General features: G+C 54.3%; 15 protein-coding genes and 1 pseudogene. 10 read left to right on the plus strand and 6 right to left on the minus strand.

The window, feature by feature from the left end; genetic code table 11:
* Positions 1 to 146: 146 nt before the first annotated feature.
* From sapA to AC6I8B_RS10545, 4 genes are all read left to right on the plus strand, one after another.
* A complete protein-coding gene (gene sapA / locus AC6I8B_RS10530; RefSeq protein WP_031292936.1) occupies positions 147 to 1769 on the plus strand; it encodes an ABC transporter substrate-binding protein SapA in 1623 nt (540 codons plus the stop codon).
* Positions 1770 to 2735 carry a putrescine export ABC transporter permease SapB gene (gene sapB / locus AC6I8B_RS10535; protein ID WP_010244573.1) on the plus strand — a complete coding sequence of 322 codons (966 nt, stop codon included), beginning with the start codon at positions 1770 to 1772 and terminating at the stop codon, positions 2733 to 2735.
* 151 nt (positions 2736 to 2886) lie between these two features.
* Positions 2887 to 3093: a TraR/DksA C4-type zinc finger protein gene (locus AC6I8B_RS10540; protein WP_157352272.1), complete on the plus strand. Its 207-nt coding sequence runs from the start codon at positions 2887 to 2889 to the stop codon at positions 3091 to 3093.
* 296 nt (positions 3094 to 3389) lie between these two features.
* Positions 3390 to 4280, plus strand: coding sequence for a GNAT family protein (locus tag AC6I8B_RS10545; protein WP_010244568.1), 891 nt, complete (start codon positions 3390 to 3392; stop codon positions 4278 to 4280).
* A gap of 224 nt (positions 4281 to 4504) precedes the next feature.
* Here the strand turns inward: AC6I8B_RS10545 and AC6I8B_RS10550 are convergent, their stop codons facing one another.
* Positions 4505 to 4894 carry a helix-turn-helix domain-containing protein gene (locus tag AC6I8B_RS10550; protein ID WP_232526428.1) on the minus strand — a complete coding sequence of 130 codons (390 nt, stop codon included), beginning with the start codon at positions 4892 to 4894 and terminating at the stop codon, positions 4505 to 4507.
* Positions 4895 to 5198: 304 nt separating this feature from the next.
* Positions 5199 to 5387, minus strand: a complete 189-nt coding sequence (locus AC6I8B_RS10555) for a hypothetical protein (RefSeq protein WP_033757798.1) — start codon at positions 5385 to 5387, stop codon at positions 5199 to 5201.
* A 90-nt stretch (positions 5388 to 5477) separates the two neighbouring features.
* On the opposite strand from AC6I8B_RS10555, the gene AC6I8B_RS10560 reads away from it, so the two are divergent.
* Positions 5478 to 5681, plus strand: coding sequence for a hypothetical protein (locus AC6I8B_RS10560; protein WP_010244562.1), 204 nt, complete (start codon positions 5478 to 5480; stop codon positions 5679 to 5681).
* A 68-nt stretch (positions 5682 to 5749) separates the two neighbouring features.
* Here the strand turns inward: AC6I8B_RS10560 and AC6I8B_RS10565 are convergent.
* Positions 5750 to 6030, minus strand: a pseudogene (locus tag AC6I8B_RS10565) (Arm DNA-binding domain-containing protein); the annotation flags it as partial.
* 182 nt (positions 6031 to 6212) lie between these two features.
* Between AC6I8B_RS10565 and sapC the strand changes: the two are divergent.
* The 5 genes from sapC to AC6I8B_RS10590 all read left to right on the plus strand — a co-directional run bounded on the left by sapC (position 6213) and on the right by AC6I8B_RS10590 (position 11164).
* Positions 6213 to 7103 carry a putrescine export ABC transporter permease SapC gene (sapC, locus tag AC6I8B_RS10570; protein ID WP_010670235.1) on the plus strand — a complete coding sequence of 297 codons (891 nt, stop codon included), beginning with the start codon at positions 6213 to 6215 and terminating at the stop codon, positions 7101 to 7103.
* Positions 7104 to 8099, plus strand: a complete 996-nt coding sequence (sapD, locus tag AC6I8B_RS10575) for a putrescine export ABC transporter ATP-binding protein SapD (RefSeq protein WP_157352276.1) — start codon at positions 7104 to 7106, stop codon at positions 8097 to 8099.
* A gap of 1 nt (position 8100) precedes the next feature.
* The gene (gene sapF / locus AC6I8B_RS10580) at positions 8101 to 8904 is read left to right on the plus strand and encodes a putrescine export ABC transporter ATP-binding protein SapF (protein WP_010244550.1); all 804 of its coding nucleotides are present in this window, start codon (positions 8101 to 8103) and stop codon (positions 8902 to 8904) included.
* 141 nt (positions 8905 to 9045) lie between these two features.
* On the plus strand, positions 9046 to 9834 hold the full coding sequence (gene fabI, locus AC6I8B_RS10585) for an enoyl-ACP reductase FabI (protein ID WP_010244547.1): 789 nt from the start codon (positions 9046 to 9048) through the stop codon (positions 9832 to 9834).
* 217 nt (positions 9835 to 10051) lie between these two features.
* Positions 10052 to 11164, plus strand: coding sequence for a CMD domain-containing protein (locus AC6I8B_RS10590; protein WP_157352284.1), 1113 nt, complete (start codon positions 10052 to 10054; stop codon positions 11162 to 11164).
* Between the two features lie 6 nt (positions 11165 to 11170).
* Here the strand turns inward: AC6I8B_RS10590 and AC6I8B_RS10595 are convergent, their stop codons facing one another.
* The 3 genes from AC6I8B_RS10595 to AC6I8B_RS10605 all read right to left on the minus strand — a co-directional run bounded on the left by AC6I8B_RS10595 (position 11171) and on the right by AC6I8B_RS10605 (position 14686).
* The gene (locus AC6I8B_RS10595; protein ID WP_029519092.1) at positions 11171 to 12067 is read right to left on the minus strand and encodes a LysR family transcriptional regulator; all 897 of its coding nucleotides are present in this window, start codon (positions 12065 to 12067) and stop codon (positions 11171 to 11173) included.
* 191 nt (positions 12068 to 12258) lie between these two features.
* A complete protein-coding gene (locus AC6I8B_RS10600; protein ID WP_052271812.1) occupies positions 12259 to 12990 on the minus strand; it encodes a YoaK family protein in 732 nt (243 codons plus the stop codon).
* 151 nt (positions 12991 to 13141) lie between these two features.
* Complete coding sequence (locus AC6I8B_RS10605; protein ID WP_157352291.1) at positions 13142 to 14686, minus strand: methyl-accepting chemotaxis protein; 1545 nt, start codon at positions 14684 to 14686, stop codon at positions 13142 to 13144.
* Positions 14687 to 14714: the final 28 nt, after the last annotated feature.

Below are 14714 nucleotides of genomic sequence, written 5' to 3' on the forward strand. Positions count from 1 at the left end.
ATTGAGAATTTTTCTCATTACCACACCTTCTGTACGCTCTTTTTACCGCCGCGATGATGAAAATCAGTCTGGCAGCGGTTGCAGGTTTTGGGACAATGCCCGCTTTGCGATACACTCTGTTTAATGCCTCAAAATCGTTGAGTTCTATGTCAAAACTAATATGTTCGCTGTTGCTAAGTCTCAGCGTGTTGAGTGCCCCTGCGTGGTCAGCGCCTGCGGGTGATATCCGCCAGACCGGCTTCGTCTATTGCGTCAGTGGCACGCTGAACACCTTTAATCCGCAGATGGCCAGCAGCGGGCTGACTGTCGATACGCTGGCGGCACAACTCTATGACCGCCTGCTGGATGTCGATCCTTACACCTATCGTCTCAAGCCCGATCTGGCGTCCAGCTGGGAAGTGCGCGATAACGGCGCAACGTATCGCTTTCATCTGCGCAGCGGCGTGCAGTTTCAGCAGACGAATCAGTTCCGCCCCACCCGGGCGCTGAACGCCGACGATGTCGTGTTCAGCTTCGCCCGGATGTTTGACCGCAATCACCCCTGGCACAACGTCAACGGCGGCAACTACCCGTACTTTGACAGTCTGCAATTCTCCGACTCCGTGCAGAGCGTGAAGAAAATCGATAACAGAACGGTTGAGTTCAGGTTAAACAGCCCGGATGCGTCGTTCCTGTGGCACATGGCGACCCATTATGCGCCAGTGCTGTCGAAAGAGTATGCCGACCAGCTCACCGCGCAGGGCCGGCAGGAAGAGATGGACAGACAACCGGTTGGCACCGGTCCTTATCAGCTCAGTGAATACCGTACCGGTCAGTACATCCGCCTGGCGCGCAATCCTCACTACTGGAAAGGGGTGCCGCGTCTGCAACAGGCGGTGATCGATCTCGGCTCGGGCGGCACCGGGCGGCTTTCCAAGCTTCTGACCGGTGAATGTGACGTGCTTGCCTATCCCGCGGCCAGCCAGCTCACCATCCTGCGCGATGACCCGCGCCTGCGGATGACGCTGCGTCCCGGCATGAACATCGCCTATCTGGCCTTTAATACCCGCAAGCCGCCGCTCGACCGCCCTGAGGTGCGTCACGCGCTGGCGCTGGCGATCAACAATGAGCGGTTGATGGAGTCAATCTATTACGGCACCGCCGAAACCGCCGCCTCGATATTACCTCGCGCCTCATGGGCATATGATAATGATGCGCGCATCACCAGCTATGATCCGGAGAAGTCCCGTGCCGCGCTGGCGGCTCTGGGCATCAGCGATCTGCATCTGCGGCTGGTGGTGCCTGCCGCGTCGCAGTCGTGGAATCCCAGCCCGCTGAAAACCGCCGAACTGTTGCAGGCGGATCTGGCGCAGGTTGGCGTCCGGCTGACCATTGTGCCGGTAGAGGGGCGTTTTCAGGAGGCGCAGCTGATGGCGATGAATCATGATCTGACACTGTCAGGCTGGGCCACCGACAGTAACGATCCAGACAGTTTCTTCCGGCCGCTGCTCAGTTGTGCGGCGATTCGCTCGCAGACCAATTACGCGCACTGGTGCTCGCCGGCCTTTGACGAAACGCTGCAGAATGCGCTGTTATCACAACAACTCTCTGGCCGCATCGACAGTTATGACAAAGCGCAGCAGATTCTGGCGCAGGAGTTGCCGGTGCTGCCGCTGGCATCCTCTCTGCGACTGCAGGCGTTTCGTCATGATATTAAAGGGCTGGTCCTGAGTCCGTTTGGCAACGCCTCGTTTGCCGGGGTTTATCGTGAAAGCGATAAGGAAAAGTAAGTGATTATCTATATTTTGCGGCGCCTGCTGCTACTGATCATTACCCTGTTTCTGCTGTCGCTGGTGAGCTTCAGCCTGAGCTACTTTACGCCTGACGCCCCGCTGGAAGGCGCGGCGCTCTCGGACGCCTGGTGGTTCTGGTTTAAAGGGATGCTGCAGTTTGATTTCGGCGTCTCCAGCACCAACGGTCAGGAGATTGGCCTGCAACTGCGTGAGGTTTTCCCGGCCACCATGGAGTTGTGCATCCTGGCGTTTCTGTTCGCGCTGCTGGTCGGGATCCCGCTGGGGATCTGTGCCGGCGTGATGCGCAATAAATGGCAGGACAAAACCATCAGTGCACTGGCGCTGATTGGCTTTTCTGCGCCAATTTTCTGGCTGGCGCTGCTGCTGACGTTGTTCTTCTCGCTGACGCTGGGCTGGCTGCCGGTGTCCGGTCGTCACGACCTGCTCTATCCGGTGCAGAGCGTCACTGGCTTTGCGCTGATTGATGCCTGGATGAGTCCTTCGCCCTGGCGGCATGAGATGATAATCAGCGTCCTGAACCACCTGATTTTACCGGTGCTGGTGCTGGCGATGGCGCCGACGACGGAAGTGATCCGCCTGCTACGCAACAGCACCAGCGACGTGATGGACAAAAATTATGTCAAAGCGGCGGCCACGCGGGGTCTTTCGCCGTTTACCGTAATCCGCCGCCACGTGCTGCATAATGCGCTGCCGCCGGTGATCCCGCGTCTGGGTCTGCAATTTTCCACCATGCTGACGCTGGCGATGATCACCGAGATGGTCTTTAACTGGCCGGGTCTGGGACGCTGGCTGATTAACGCGATTCGCCAGCAGGATTACGCGGCGATCTCCGCTGGTGTGATGGTGATTGGCGGGCTGGTGATTCTGGTCAATGTGATTTCTGACGTGATTGGTGCGGCCATGAATCCGCTGAAACATAAGGAATGGTATGCCCTCCGCTAACGCTCAGGGCGCTAAGGAAAACACAAAATAAATATATGAATTTTGTCTTTCAGAAGTCGTGCTGCAAGCAGGCATTGATGTACACGAATATTGTTCCTGCAGAAACCGAGTTAAGTTCGAAGCGTAAAAATTGATGAGGAGATGAACATTTATGGATGAAGTTGATCTGGCACAGGAGCGTGAAGAAGCGCATCTCGCTGCCTCTCTGACAGCTCGTAAGGCCAAACTTAAAAGCTCAAACGGCTTATGCATCTGGTGCAAAGATGAGCCCGTAGTGGCTGAAACTGCTTTCTGTTCAAGCGAGTGTGATGAGGATTATCACAAGCATCGCCGGGAGCAGAGCCAGCGGATTGTTTGAAAGAGAATGAAGTCACCCGGTCAGGCTATTACGCGGGTGACTCAGATAAACTTGATGTAAATGTCAGGCAGCCCTCACAAATATAAAGCAATAAAAACGACATCGCTTGATAGATTCTTGATATTTCCTTGTCTTTACGTTGATAAAATAAATGCATAATGCCCTGATTAAAATGTCACAGCAGAGACCATCTGTCCGGAGTTAGTGACAGGAAACAAAATAATATAGGGCGGCTGACATTCAGGAACCATCTTTTAACTCGATTTATCAGAGCGACTATCAGGTTTAACATTTATATGAGCCACTTCAAAAGAATGCTTTACGGCTGGGAAAAATCCGACGCTGGCATTTATGAGCACTGTTTTAACCGTTTTGGCGGGAGTGTTAATATGCATCCTGACGTGATCAGGTTTTTCTCATCTCGCACAGGTCATGAGGCAACGTATTTTCATAAAGTAAAGCAAGGTGGCTATATTGCCGCATATGCCCTGCTGGATCACTCACGGATAGGTGTCGATCAATGGAAAAAATTCCCGCTATCTTATGATGAGATCATGGTGCCGGCGGCTAAAAATGCCTCGATGCTTTTCCCTGAAAGAACCAATAAAATGTCACATTTCAACAAGCACAATTTCATAAATTTTAACTTTTCTTTTGCCCGAAAAAATAAAGTGTGCTTTGTAAAAGAGAGCTATTCAGTTAAAACAGAAAAGAATCGCCGCAACGAATACAACCGGTTCATACGTGCGGGTGGCCGCTGCTGTGACATGAATCAATTCAGCCCTGAAGAGCTGGCAGACTATTATATCTTCCTTTTTAAATCCCGTTTTTCTGACAGCATAACCTGTTATTCCAGGGAGAACCTGATCACGCTTATCATTGCCATGAAAAGGATGCTCTTCGGCTATATTCTTTTTGTAGGGGACGAGCCGTGCGCGATGGATCTGCTCTTCATGGCTGAGAGTGAACACATTATCTATTTTGATGTGCCAAACGGCGGCGTTAACATGAAATATTCGGACCTTAGTCCGGGTAGTTTACTTATGTGGAAAAACATTGGTGCGGCACGGGACTACTGTAAGCAGACGGGCAAGGAGATGAGGCTTTCAATCGGTTCACTTGATAAAGAATGGACGTATAAGCTTCGCTGGGCGGATGCGCACTCCACGGGGAAAACAATTTTTTAATCTTTCTTAGGAATCAGGCTTATTTTCTGCAATAAAGCGGCTAAAAATTAGCACAAAACCGCGCGTTCCTGAATTGCCAGGCACCAATGAAGGGTGTTTAAAGATAAAACGTTTAATCTCAGGGCCGGTTTTAATTTTTATGCATCACTGTCCTTCCCCGCCGTCCTGTAGATAATAATTTTCTGCGGATACAATCCGGTAAACCTACGGCATTACGTAAGCTATTAACCTCTGCCTGAAAATGGTGTCATCGCTGGGGAAGCAGAGAGAGTTTTTATCTGATTTTTTGCAGCATCAGTGATTCGCCAGATGCCAGGAGGCATACCAAAATGTCGCGAGAAGGCGCGCGTGAACGTTTGCTGTGAGTCGTAGTTGAACTGATCAGCTACCTCTGCAATAGTGGCTTCAGTAAACCTTAAACTCAGCGAGGCCGCCTGCATTCTGGTGTTATTAATATATTTCCCGAGGCTGACTCCGCAATGTTTTGTGAACATTCTGTTAAGGTGCCATTTTGAATATCCACTTTTTTTAGCAACTTTATCCAGGCTTATTTTTTCATCCGCATGATCATCAATCCATTTTATTAATGCATTAAAGAAGTTTTTATCTGTCATGCCATCCCCCTTTTGCGTTTTTTGCGGTCTCTTTTAATTCAAATCCATTATCACACAAAATTTAATTCTATATTGATCGTTTGCAATTCCCTTGTCTAAGCTCCTTTCATTTTATTCTCGCCACCGATTTATCTCCTTTAGTAAAAGGCTCTATCTCAGCACGAGACTATCCCCTAAAGTCATCAATGAACAATCAGGAAATGATGAAGAATCTGTCAATGCTGCACAAAAAGTGATCTCTGTTGAGGCGAACGTCTTAGGTATTGGATGATCCGTCTTCCGTGGAAGATTTACGGTGTATTACTCATGCAGCATCATGAACGATTTCCTGTGCGGGTTCCGGCAGGGTTTCAGTAGTGGGCCATTCGCGCATAGCATCTGCACCTGAAATCGCCAGGCGGGCATGCTTCCACAGCGGTCTGAACACCGGGACACCTGAAGCCAGCCGGTAATCGCGCGTAATATCGGAATCAGGTAATTCACTGAGATGCATGATATTTTCAGGATAGGCTAAAATTCTTTATGTAAGCGTCAGCAACAAACCTCGCGGTAACGACGCGGTTTATCAGAAAGAGGACGAAAAATGAAATTCGCTGTAATTTTTGAAGATACCGGCGTTGAAGAGGAACATGAGTTTGACACCAAACCTGTTGCCGGAGATTTAGTAACGTTAACGCGCGATGGGATAGGTAAAGATTATATCGTGATCATTGAACCGGATCCTGATCACACCCATGACGATGGGCCTGATGGACACCCGACAAAGGCCAGGGTCCGGCCAGCGTAGCCTCCGCTAAGATCTAATCCGCCGCCCAACAGGGCGGTTTTTATTGCCTGTTATCCGGAGGTGAATATAACTTTTTTCAGGCTGTTCAGGATGATATGCCGACGCGGATCATAACCCTTTGCAATCCAGAGCCGAAATTGCTGACGCCGTTTCCTTGCCTGTAACAGGGATATCGACGGATAATCCCCTGTAGTTAGCTGACGGGCTAAGCCTCCCAGCGATTACGGTAGAAAAATGTCACGCCGCCTCGAATGGAGAGCCTGACATTCAGTCCGGACGAGTTGAAGATAACCTCTGCTTTGTCGCGGCGCTTACCCAGCGCTTTCCTGAGCTTAGTGTCTGTCTGCAATGTGTACATCTTCTTTGCTTCTTTGCGTCTACGCAGAGGCGTACACAAAACACATAAATTAACGCTACTCAGAGTCAGCCATGATAAAGAAACATAAAGCATGTCCTCAGGATAACCCTCTGATATGAGTGATTTTTATAAAGAAACGTTGTCCGAACTCAAGCACAATAAAGTGAAAGCGTATGCCCTCCGATAATATCTACGCCGAAAAACGCCTGCCCAGCGCGTTTCGTCAGAGCTGGCACCATTTTTATGGCAACCCGATTTCGATGGTCGGGCTGTATGGCTTTGGCGCACTGCTGCTGCTCTGTCTGTTTGGCGGGCTGATAGCGCCATACGATATCGATCAGCAGTTCCTGGGTTATCAGTTGCTGCCGCCGTCCTGGTCACACTACGGCGATGTCTCCTTCTTTCTCGGCACTGACGATCTGGGTCGGGATGTGCTGAGCCGCCTGCTGAGCGGTGCGGGCCCAACGGTGGGTTCGGCGATTCTGGTGACGCTGTTCGCCACGCTTGGCGCGCTGGTGCTGGGCGTACTGGCGGGCATGACGCATGGCATACGCTCGGCGGTGATGAACCACGTGCTGGACACCCTGCTCTCTATTCCGTCGCTGTTACTGGCGATTATCGTGGTGGCGTTTCTCGGACCGCGACTCGAGCATGCATTGCTGGCCGTCTGGCTGGCGCTGATTCCACGTCTGGTGCGCGAGATTTACAGTGCCGTGCATGATGAGCTGGAAAAAGAGTATGTGGTGGCGGCACGTCTGGATGGTGCCAGAGGCCGCAACATCCTGCGCTACGCCATTTTGCCTAACATTTTACCGTTGCTGATCACCGAAATTACCCGCGCGCTGTCGATGGCGATTCTGGATATTGCCGCACTCGGGTTTCTCGACCTGGGCGCGCAGCTACCTTCGCCCGAATGGGGAGCGATGCTGGGTGATTCGCTGGAGCTGATCTACGTCGCCCCCTGGACCGTTATGCTGCCGGGTGTGGCGCTGATGGTCAGCGTATTAATTGTTAACCTGCTCGGTGACGGCATCCGTCGCGCCGTCGAAGCGGGAGTGGAATAAATGCCGTTACTCGATATCCGTAATCTGACCATTGAATTTATGACCGCTGACGGACCGGTCAAAGCGGTCGATCGCGTCAATCTGACGCTGGGCGAAGGTGAAATCCGTGGCCTGGTCGGTGAGTCCGGCTCCGGTAAGAGTCTGGTTGCCAAGGCGATCTGCGGCGTGACTAACGATAACTGGCGTGTCACCGCCGATCGCCTGGTGTTTGATGATGTTGACCTGCTGCGCCTGTCGTCGCGCGAGCGCCGCCGCATTATCGGACATAACGTCTCGATGATTTTTCAGGAGCCGCAATCCTGTCTGGATCCCTCTGAAAGCATCGGTCGTCAGCTGATGCAGGTGATCCCGCGCTGGACTTATAAAGGTCCGTGGCTGAAACGCTTCTGGTTCTGGCGCAAAACCCGCGCCATCGAACTGCTGCATCGCGTCGGCATTAAAGATCACAAAGATATAATGCGCAGCTTCCCCTATGAGCTGACCGAAGGCGAATGCCAGAAAGTCATGATCGCGATTGCGCTGGCTAATCAGCCGCGTCTGCTGATTGCCGATGAGCCGACGAATGCCATGGAACCCACTACGCAGGCGCAGATTTTCCGCCTGCTGAGCCGTCTGAACCAGAATAACAACACCACCATTCTGTTGATCAGTCATGACCTGCGCACCATGAGCCAGTGGGCGGACCGTATCAACGTGATGTACTGTGGTCAGACGGTAGAAACCGCCCAGAGCGAAGATTTAATGAGTACGCCGCACCATCCTTATACTCAGGCGCTGATTCGGGCGATGCCCGATTTTGGACGATCCCTGCCGCACAAAAGCCGTCTCAATACTTTGTCAGGAGCGATCCCGTCGCTGGAGAGCCTGCCGATTGGTTGTCGTCTGGGGCCACGTTGCCCTTATGCGCAGCGCAAATGTATTGAAACGCCACGGCTAACCGGCAGCAAAACGCATCTTTATGCCTGTCATTTCCCGCTGAATATGGAGGGCCAGTAGCATGGAGACCCTGCTGGAAGTGCGCAACCTGAGTAAAACCTTTCGCTATCGCACGGGCCTGTTCCGCCGTCAGCACGTTGAGGCGGTGAAGTCGGTCAGTTTTACCCTACGCGAGAGGCAGACGCTGGCGATAATCGGCGAAAATGGCTCCGGCAAGTCCACGCTGGCGAAGATGCTCAGCGGCATGGTCGCCCCTACCGAAGGTGAGATTCTGATAGACGATCATCCGCTGACCTTCGGCGATTATGGCTATCGCAGTCAGCGCATCCGCATGATTTTCCAGGATCCCTCAACCTCACTGAATCCGCGTCAGCGTATCAGCCAGATTCTGGAGTTCCCGCTGCGGCTCAATACCGATCTCAGCGCGGAGGATCGAGAGAAACGCATTATCGCTACCCTGCGTCAGGTGGGATTACTGCGCGATCACGCCGGCTATTATCCGCACATGCTGGCACCCGGTCAGAAGCAGCGTCTGGGGCTGGCCCGCGCGTTGATTTTGCAACCCAAAGTGATTGTGGCCGATGAAGCGCTGGCCTCGCTGGATATGACCATGCGTTCCCAGCTGGTGAATCTGATGCTGGAACTGCAGGAGAAGCATGGTATCGCATACATTTATGTTACCCAGCATCTGGGGATGATGAAGCACATCAGCGATAAGGTGCTGGTGATGCATCAGGGCGAAGTGGTCGAGCGCGGCGGCACCGCTGATGTACTGGCCTCCCCGCTGCACGATCTGACCCGACGACTGATCAGCAGCCACTTTGGCGAAGCATTGAGTGCCGAAGCCTGGCGGCGAGAGCGTTGATTTTTGCTGCATATCGCGGAAATTGCGGGCCGATTTACCTGATTTATGAGAGACGTGCTAGAATCCGCACGTCGATTAACGTCGGTCGCTTACTTTTTAACCATGCGGCCGCCAACTACAATGACCATAAGGATTACAGCTATGGGTTTTCTTTCCGGTAAGCGCATTCTGATTACTGGCGTTGCCAGTAAACTTTCCATCGCCTACGGTATTGCACAGGCGATGCACAAACAGGGCGCAGAACTGGCTTTCACCTACCAGAACGACAAATTAAAAGGTCGTGTGGAAGAGTTTGCCAAAGATTTGGGTTCAGACATCGTGCTGCCATGTGACGTAGCCGAAGATGAGAGCATCAAATCTCTGTTCACTGAACTGGCAAAAACCTGGCCGAAATTTGACGGTTTCGTTCACTCTATCGGTTTCGCCCCTGGCGAGCAGCTGGTTGGCGACTACGTGAACGCCGTTACCCGCGAAGGCTTTAAAATCGCGCATGACATCAGTGCTTACAGCTTCGTCGCGATGGCCAAAGAGTGCCGCGAGATGCTGAATCCACACTCTGCGCTGCTGACCCTCTCTTACCTGGGTGCTGAGCGCGCGATCCCGAACTACAACGTGATGGGTCTGGCGAAAGCGTCGCTGGAAGCCAACGTGCGCTACATGGCAAACGCCATGGGCCCGGAAGGCGTGCGTGTTAACGCCGTTTCTGCCGGTCCAATCCGCACCCTGGCAGCATCAGGCATCAAAGATTTCCGTAAGATGCTGGCACACTGCGAAGCGGTCACCCCGATTCGCCGTACCGTTACCATCGAAGATGTCGGCAACTCAGCAGCATTCCTCTGCTCTGACCTGGCTGGCGGCATCACCGGTGAAGTGGTACACGTTGATGGCGGCTTCAGCATCGCCGCAATGAACGAACTGGAACTGAAATAAGTTCTGCAAGGGCGAGCCTGGCTCGCCCTTCTCTTTGCTCCCGCCTCGCCCTTCCTGCCTGATTTCGCTGCCGTTATACCGTAACGCTATTAATTATCACCGATCAATCTTTTGCCCCGGACTGGCCATCAGCGACGATAAGCCTGCCCTTCGGTTTATGCACATTTTCAGATTCTGCCGCCTGCATACCGAACCCGAATTTGCAAAAGGATTGATCATGGAACAACGCCGCTATCCGGGCCATAACCACTGGTTTTACGAGAGCCAGACCAGTCCACGTACCTCACAGGCCGCACCGCTGGTGCCAGAGGCCGCCCATATCGATGACCGTTTTTTGCTGGGATGTTACGCCGATGACAACGTGGTGCAGTCACTGCTACGCACTAATCAGCCCGCCCTGCTGGCGGCGCGCGATCTGGCACAGCTGCTGTTTCCCGACCGCGTCGTCACCACGCTCACGCACACCTTAACGCTTTACGATCGCCTCAGCACGGCGCTGACGGTGGCGCAGGTGGCGGGTGTACAGCGGCTGTGTAATCACTACTCTGCCCGCCTCAATCCGTTGCCCGGGCCCGACTCCTCACGTGAAAGTAATAATCGCCTGACCCAGATTACGCAGTATGCACGCCAGCTGGCGATGCAGCCTGAGCTGATCAGCGCCAGCGCAATCACCGCTCTGGATGCGGTCGGCCTGACAGAGCCCGATATTGTGACGCTGAATCAGGTGATCGGCTTTGTCAGTTATCAGGCGCGGGTGGTCGCCGGTTTACAGGCGCTGCAGGCCCAGCCGGTACGCTGGCTGCCCGGCAGCACTGCACCACCGGATGCTGAGGCCGCAGGTTTTGATCAGGCTGCCCGCTGGCAGCCCGTGCTGAAACCGCTGGAGTTGCGGTATGCCAGTGCTGAGCAGCTCGCTGCCATTACCCGCTGTCAATCGCTGCCGGGAATGCAGGACGCGGTATGGCTGCTGGCACACGATCCCTCAGTGCTCTATGGCTGGGCGCAACTGCGTCAGCATCTCACTCAGGACAATACTCTGGCAGAAGCGACGGCCGCCCGTATTCTGGGCAGTCGCTGGGCGTTCCGGCTGCTGGCCGGAAATGAGATCTTAATTGAGGGCGTGGATGACGCGGCGGCAAAAGAGGAAGAGCAGCAGATTATTGCGCTGGCGGCGCAGCTGACCCGTTCGCCAGAGCGTTTCAGCGCGGCCCATCTGCAGCCGCTAATGGAGGCGGGCTGGGAAGCTGATGCGCTGTTCGCGCTGATACAGAGCGTGGCGATAGGCAACTGGAACAGCCGCCTGTTTTATGCGCTGGGCGAGGCGCAGTAACTGGAATTACACCGGCAGCAGGCCCCGTGCTTCATCGAAAAAGTGCTGCGCCAGCGGTGTGGCTCGGCCCGGTTCGGCAATTACCAGCGCCGCCTGGCGCGCCATCGGCGGCAGCGTAATAGCGCGCTGCTGCAGCCCCTGTAATGAAGCGGATAGGAGATGACCGACCGGCGACACCAGCAGCCCGAGACCGACCTGCGCGCATTGCATCAGTTGCATGACAGAGGCGCTCTCGACGATCACCCGGGGTACCAGCGCCGCCTCGCGAAAAGCCATATCAAGATAACGCCGGAAATAACGCGTCGGCTCCGCCAGGCAGAGCGGCTGTTGTGCCACTTCATCAAGCGTCAGCGCGGTTTCCCCCACCAGCTCAGGGAAATGGTCGGGATGGAATATGGCTTCAACGCCCCGATCTGCCAGCATCTCGGTCTGAAAATGGAGTTCACGCAGGGTTGCCATCTCGAAAAAACCGATCCCGACATCCACGGTGTGGCTGTTGAGTGCTTCCAGCAACTGGTCAGCACTGAGTACCGCAATGCGATAGTCGAGCTGAGGATAACGCGCCTGCACCGCTTTCAGCAGCAGCGGCAGTGCCATGCTGCACTGCGGCACCACGCCAACCCGCAGCGTACCGTTCACCCCATGCTTCAGCGATTCCACTTCCAGCTTCAGCCCCTGATAGACCGAAACAATTTCCCGCGCCCACGCCAGCACACGGTCGCCCTCTGGGGTAAATCCGGCAAAGTTATTGCTGCGGTTAATCAGCGGCAGGCCCAGCTCGCGCTCAAGATTCTTCAGGCGCATAGAGAGGGTTGGCTGTGTTACAAAACTGGCTTCCGCGGCCCGCCCAAAATGGCGTTCACGCTCCAGGTTACACAAATAAATGAGTTGTTTAATGTCGATGTTAATTATCCATCAGCAGGTTGAAGGCTGTTCGCATTACTGTCTCGTTCGCAGGATCAACCAGAGTATAAGGCTGAATGTTACCCCGCGCAGGCTAGGATGTTTTAACCGCACGGTTCATTTGCGCAGGCGGAGCGATGAAATCAGGACTCCGCGCCGCCCTGGTTTACGCATCAGTGAGGGTAGCGCACTTAAATCATCGCGCCCTGTTGTTTTGCTGGCTTAGTAAAGATGGCATTCAGCGCCAGACAGATTAACCCGAACCCTACTGGCAGCAGGAAATCGTAGCTAAGCAGCCGGTAAAGCCCGATTCCGGCTATCCCTCCTGCAAGGAAAGAAAGCAGGGTCAGACAGTGCAGTCGCAGCCGACTCAGATAGAGCGGTGCCTCTTTCGGTGACGCTGTGCGCCGCAGCACCTCAAACAGCATTGCCAGCTCAATCCCGATATCGGTCGCCGTGCCGGAGATATGGGTAGTGCGAACGCGGGCATTGGAGATACGCGTCACCACCGCATTCTGCAACCCCATTAAAAAGCTCAGGCTCATAATTAACACCACACCGGGCGACTGCGGCGGAAAGTGATTTTCAATCACCCCCAGTGCAATCAGCGCGCTGCCCTCAATCAGGATGACAAAGGCATAGATGGTGCGGATATTTCTGCGGTGCCCGGCATTAATGATCAGCGTTGAAAACAGGGAACCCGCAATAAACAGAAGCACGATCGACAGAAAAAACAGGCCAGGCCCCAGATTCGCTTTTGCCAGGTGATCGGACAGCAGCGAGACATTCCCGGTCATGTTGGCTGAAAAAAAACCGACGATCTCAAAGGCTGCGGTATTCAGTGCGCCTGCGGCAGCGGCAAGCGTGCAGGCCAGTCGGGTATCCGCGCTGTTGCTGCGGGCACTTTCCGTGCTGATTAGCATGACCACCCCATATTTACTGGAAAGCCTTATAATCCGCCGATTAGCCCTGCGCCACAAGGCACTGAATCAAACTCTCCCTTCTCTGTCGGGCATTACTCAGCATCGGGGCTCCGGACTCCGCGCTGTATAAACTCAGCGCGGAGAGCCCTGATTAACTGTTTGCCAGACGGAAGGTGGAGACCGACTGCGTCAGATACTGCACCTGCTCTTCCAGCGAGGCAGATGCCGCGGCAGACTCCTGCACCAGCGCCGAGTTCTGCTGTGTGACGCTGTCCATCTCGGTAACCGCCTGCTCAATCTGACCGATACCGCGACTCTGTTCATCAGAAGCGGTTGAGATGTGCTCCATCAGCAGATTCACGCGGCTGACAGAGGAGATAATGGCGCTCATCGCCTCACCGGTCCGGCTGACCTGATCGGAACCGGCGTGGATGATCGAAACAGATTCCGCAATCAGCCCCTCAATCTCTTTGGCTGCGGTAGCGCTGCGCTGGGCCAGATTACGGACTTCCCCTGCCACCACCGCAAAACCGCGACCCTGTTCACCCGCCCTGGCGGCTTCGACTGCCGCGTTCAGCGCCAGAATATTGGTCTGGAAGGCGATGCTGTCGATCACGGTGGTGATCTCCTCGATCTTCTTCGAGCTGGCATTAATCAGCGCCATCGATGTCACCACTTCCTGCGAGACCTTTTCGCCGCTTTCCGCGTTTTTCACCGCTTCACTGGTCAGGCGGCAGGCTTCAAAGACGTTTTCAGTGTTCTGTTTCACCGTTGCGCCCAGCTGCTCCATGCTGGCAGCGGTTTCCGTCAGCGCGGCGGCCTGCTGTTCGGTTCGCGAGGCGAGATCGATGTTGCCCGCCGCAATCTCCTGAGAGGCGGTGGAGACTGAGCGGGTTGAATCGCGCACCTGGAGAATAATGGCGGTCAGCGCGCTGCGCATCTGCTCCAGCGAGCCCATCAGCAACTGAATCTCACTGCGCGAACCGGCTTTGACCGGCACCGTGGTATCCAGGACGCCCGCCGCAATCAGCTTGCAGTGTTCCTGCGCATCATTGATCGGCGAAAGCACATAGCGCTTCATGAAGATGTAAATGGCGACGATGATGGCGAAAAACAGCACCCCAAACAGCCCCAGCAGGGTAATGCCGGAGGTAAAGTGACTCTGTGCATCGCTGTTAAGCTTTTTGGCATAGGTTTCATGCTGAGCCAGCACCCGGTCCAGAATGATTTCATACTGACGATCAAGGCGAACCACGGTGGCGATCTGATTTTTAAAGCGCACCTGATCGTGTGCCTCTGCCGCCTCAATCAACGGCTGTAAACCCTGCTGACGATAGGCCTGATAAGCCTGGCTATAGGCGTCGGCTTCCGCCTCTTCGCCCGGCAGACGCGGCGCGTTCATATAGGCCTGAAATGCAGCATCCGCTTTGCTGGCCACGGTCCGAACGCTGTCCAGCGTGGCGGGATTGTTTGAGTCACTGCCCTCAATCTCCTTCATGTACTCCATCAGACGCACACGCAGCGTGCGGCTGTGGTTGATGGGGTCAATCACCGAGAGCACCACACGGATCTCTTTGTTAACCGCATTCAGCGAGTGATTGCTCTGGATCAGCAGCCAGGTGCTGATTGCCACGCTGGTAAGAAAAAGCGCCAGCAGGAAGGAGAAGATAATCAGGGAGGATTTTTTTAACGACATCGCGGTGTTCCGAAAAGTAAGAGGATTA

The organism is Pantoea sp. X-Soil-ISGK-285 (assembly GCF_059730815.1).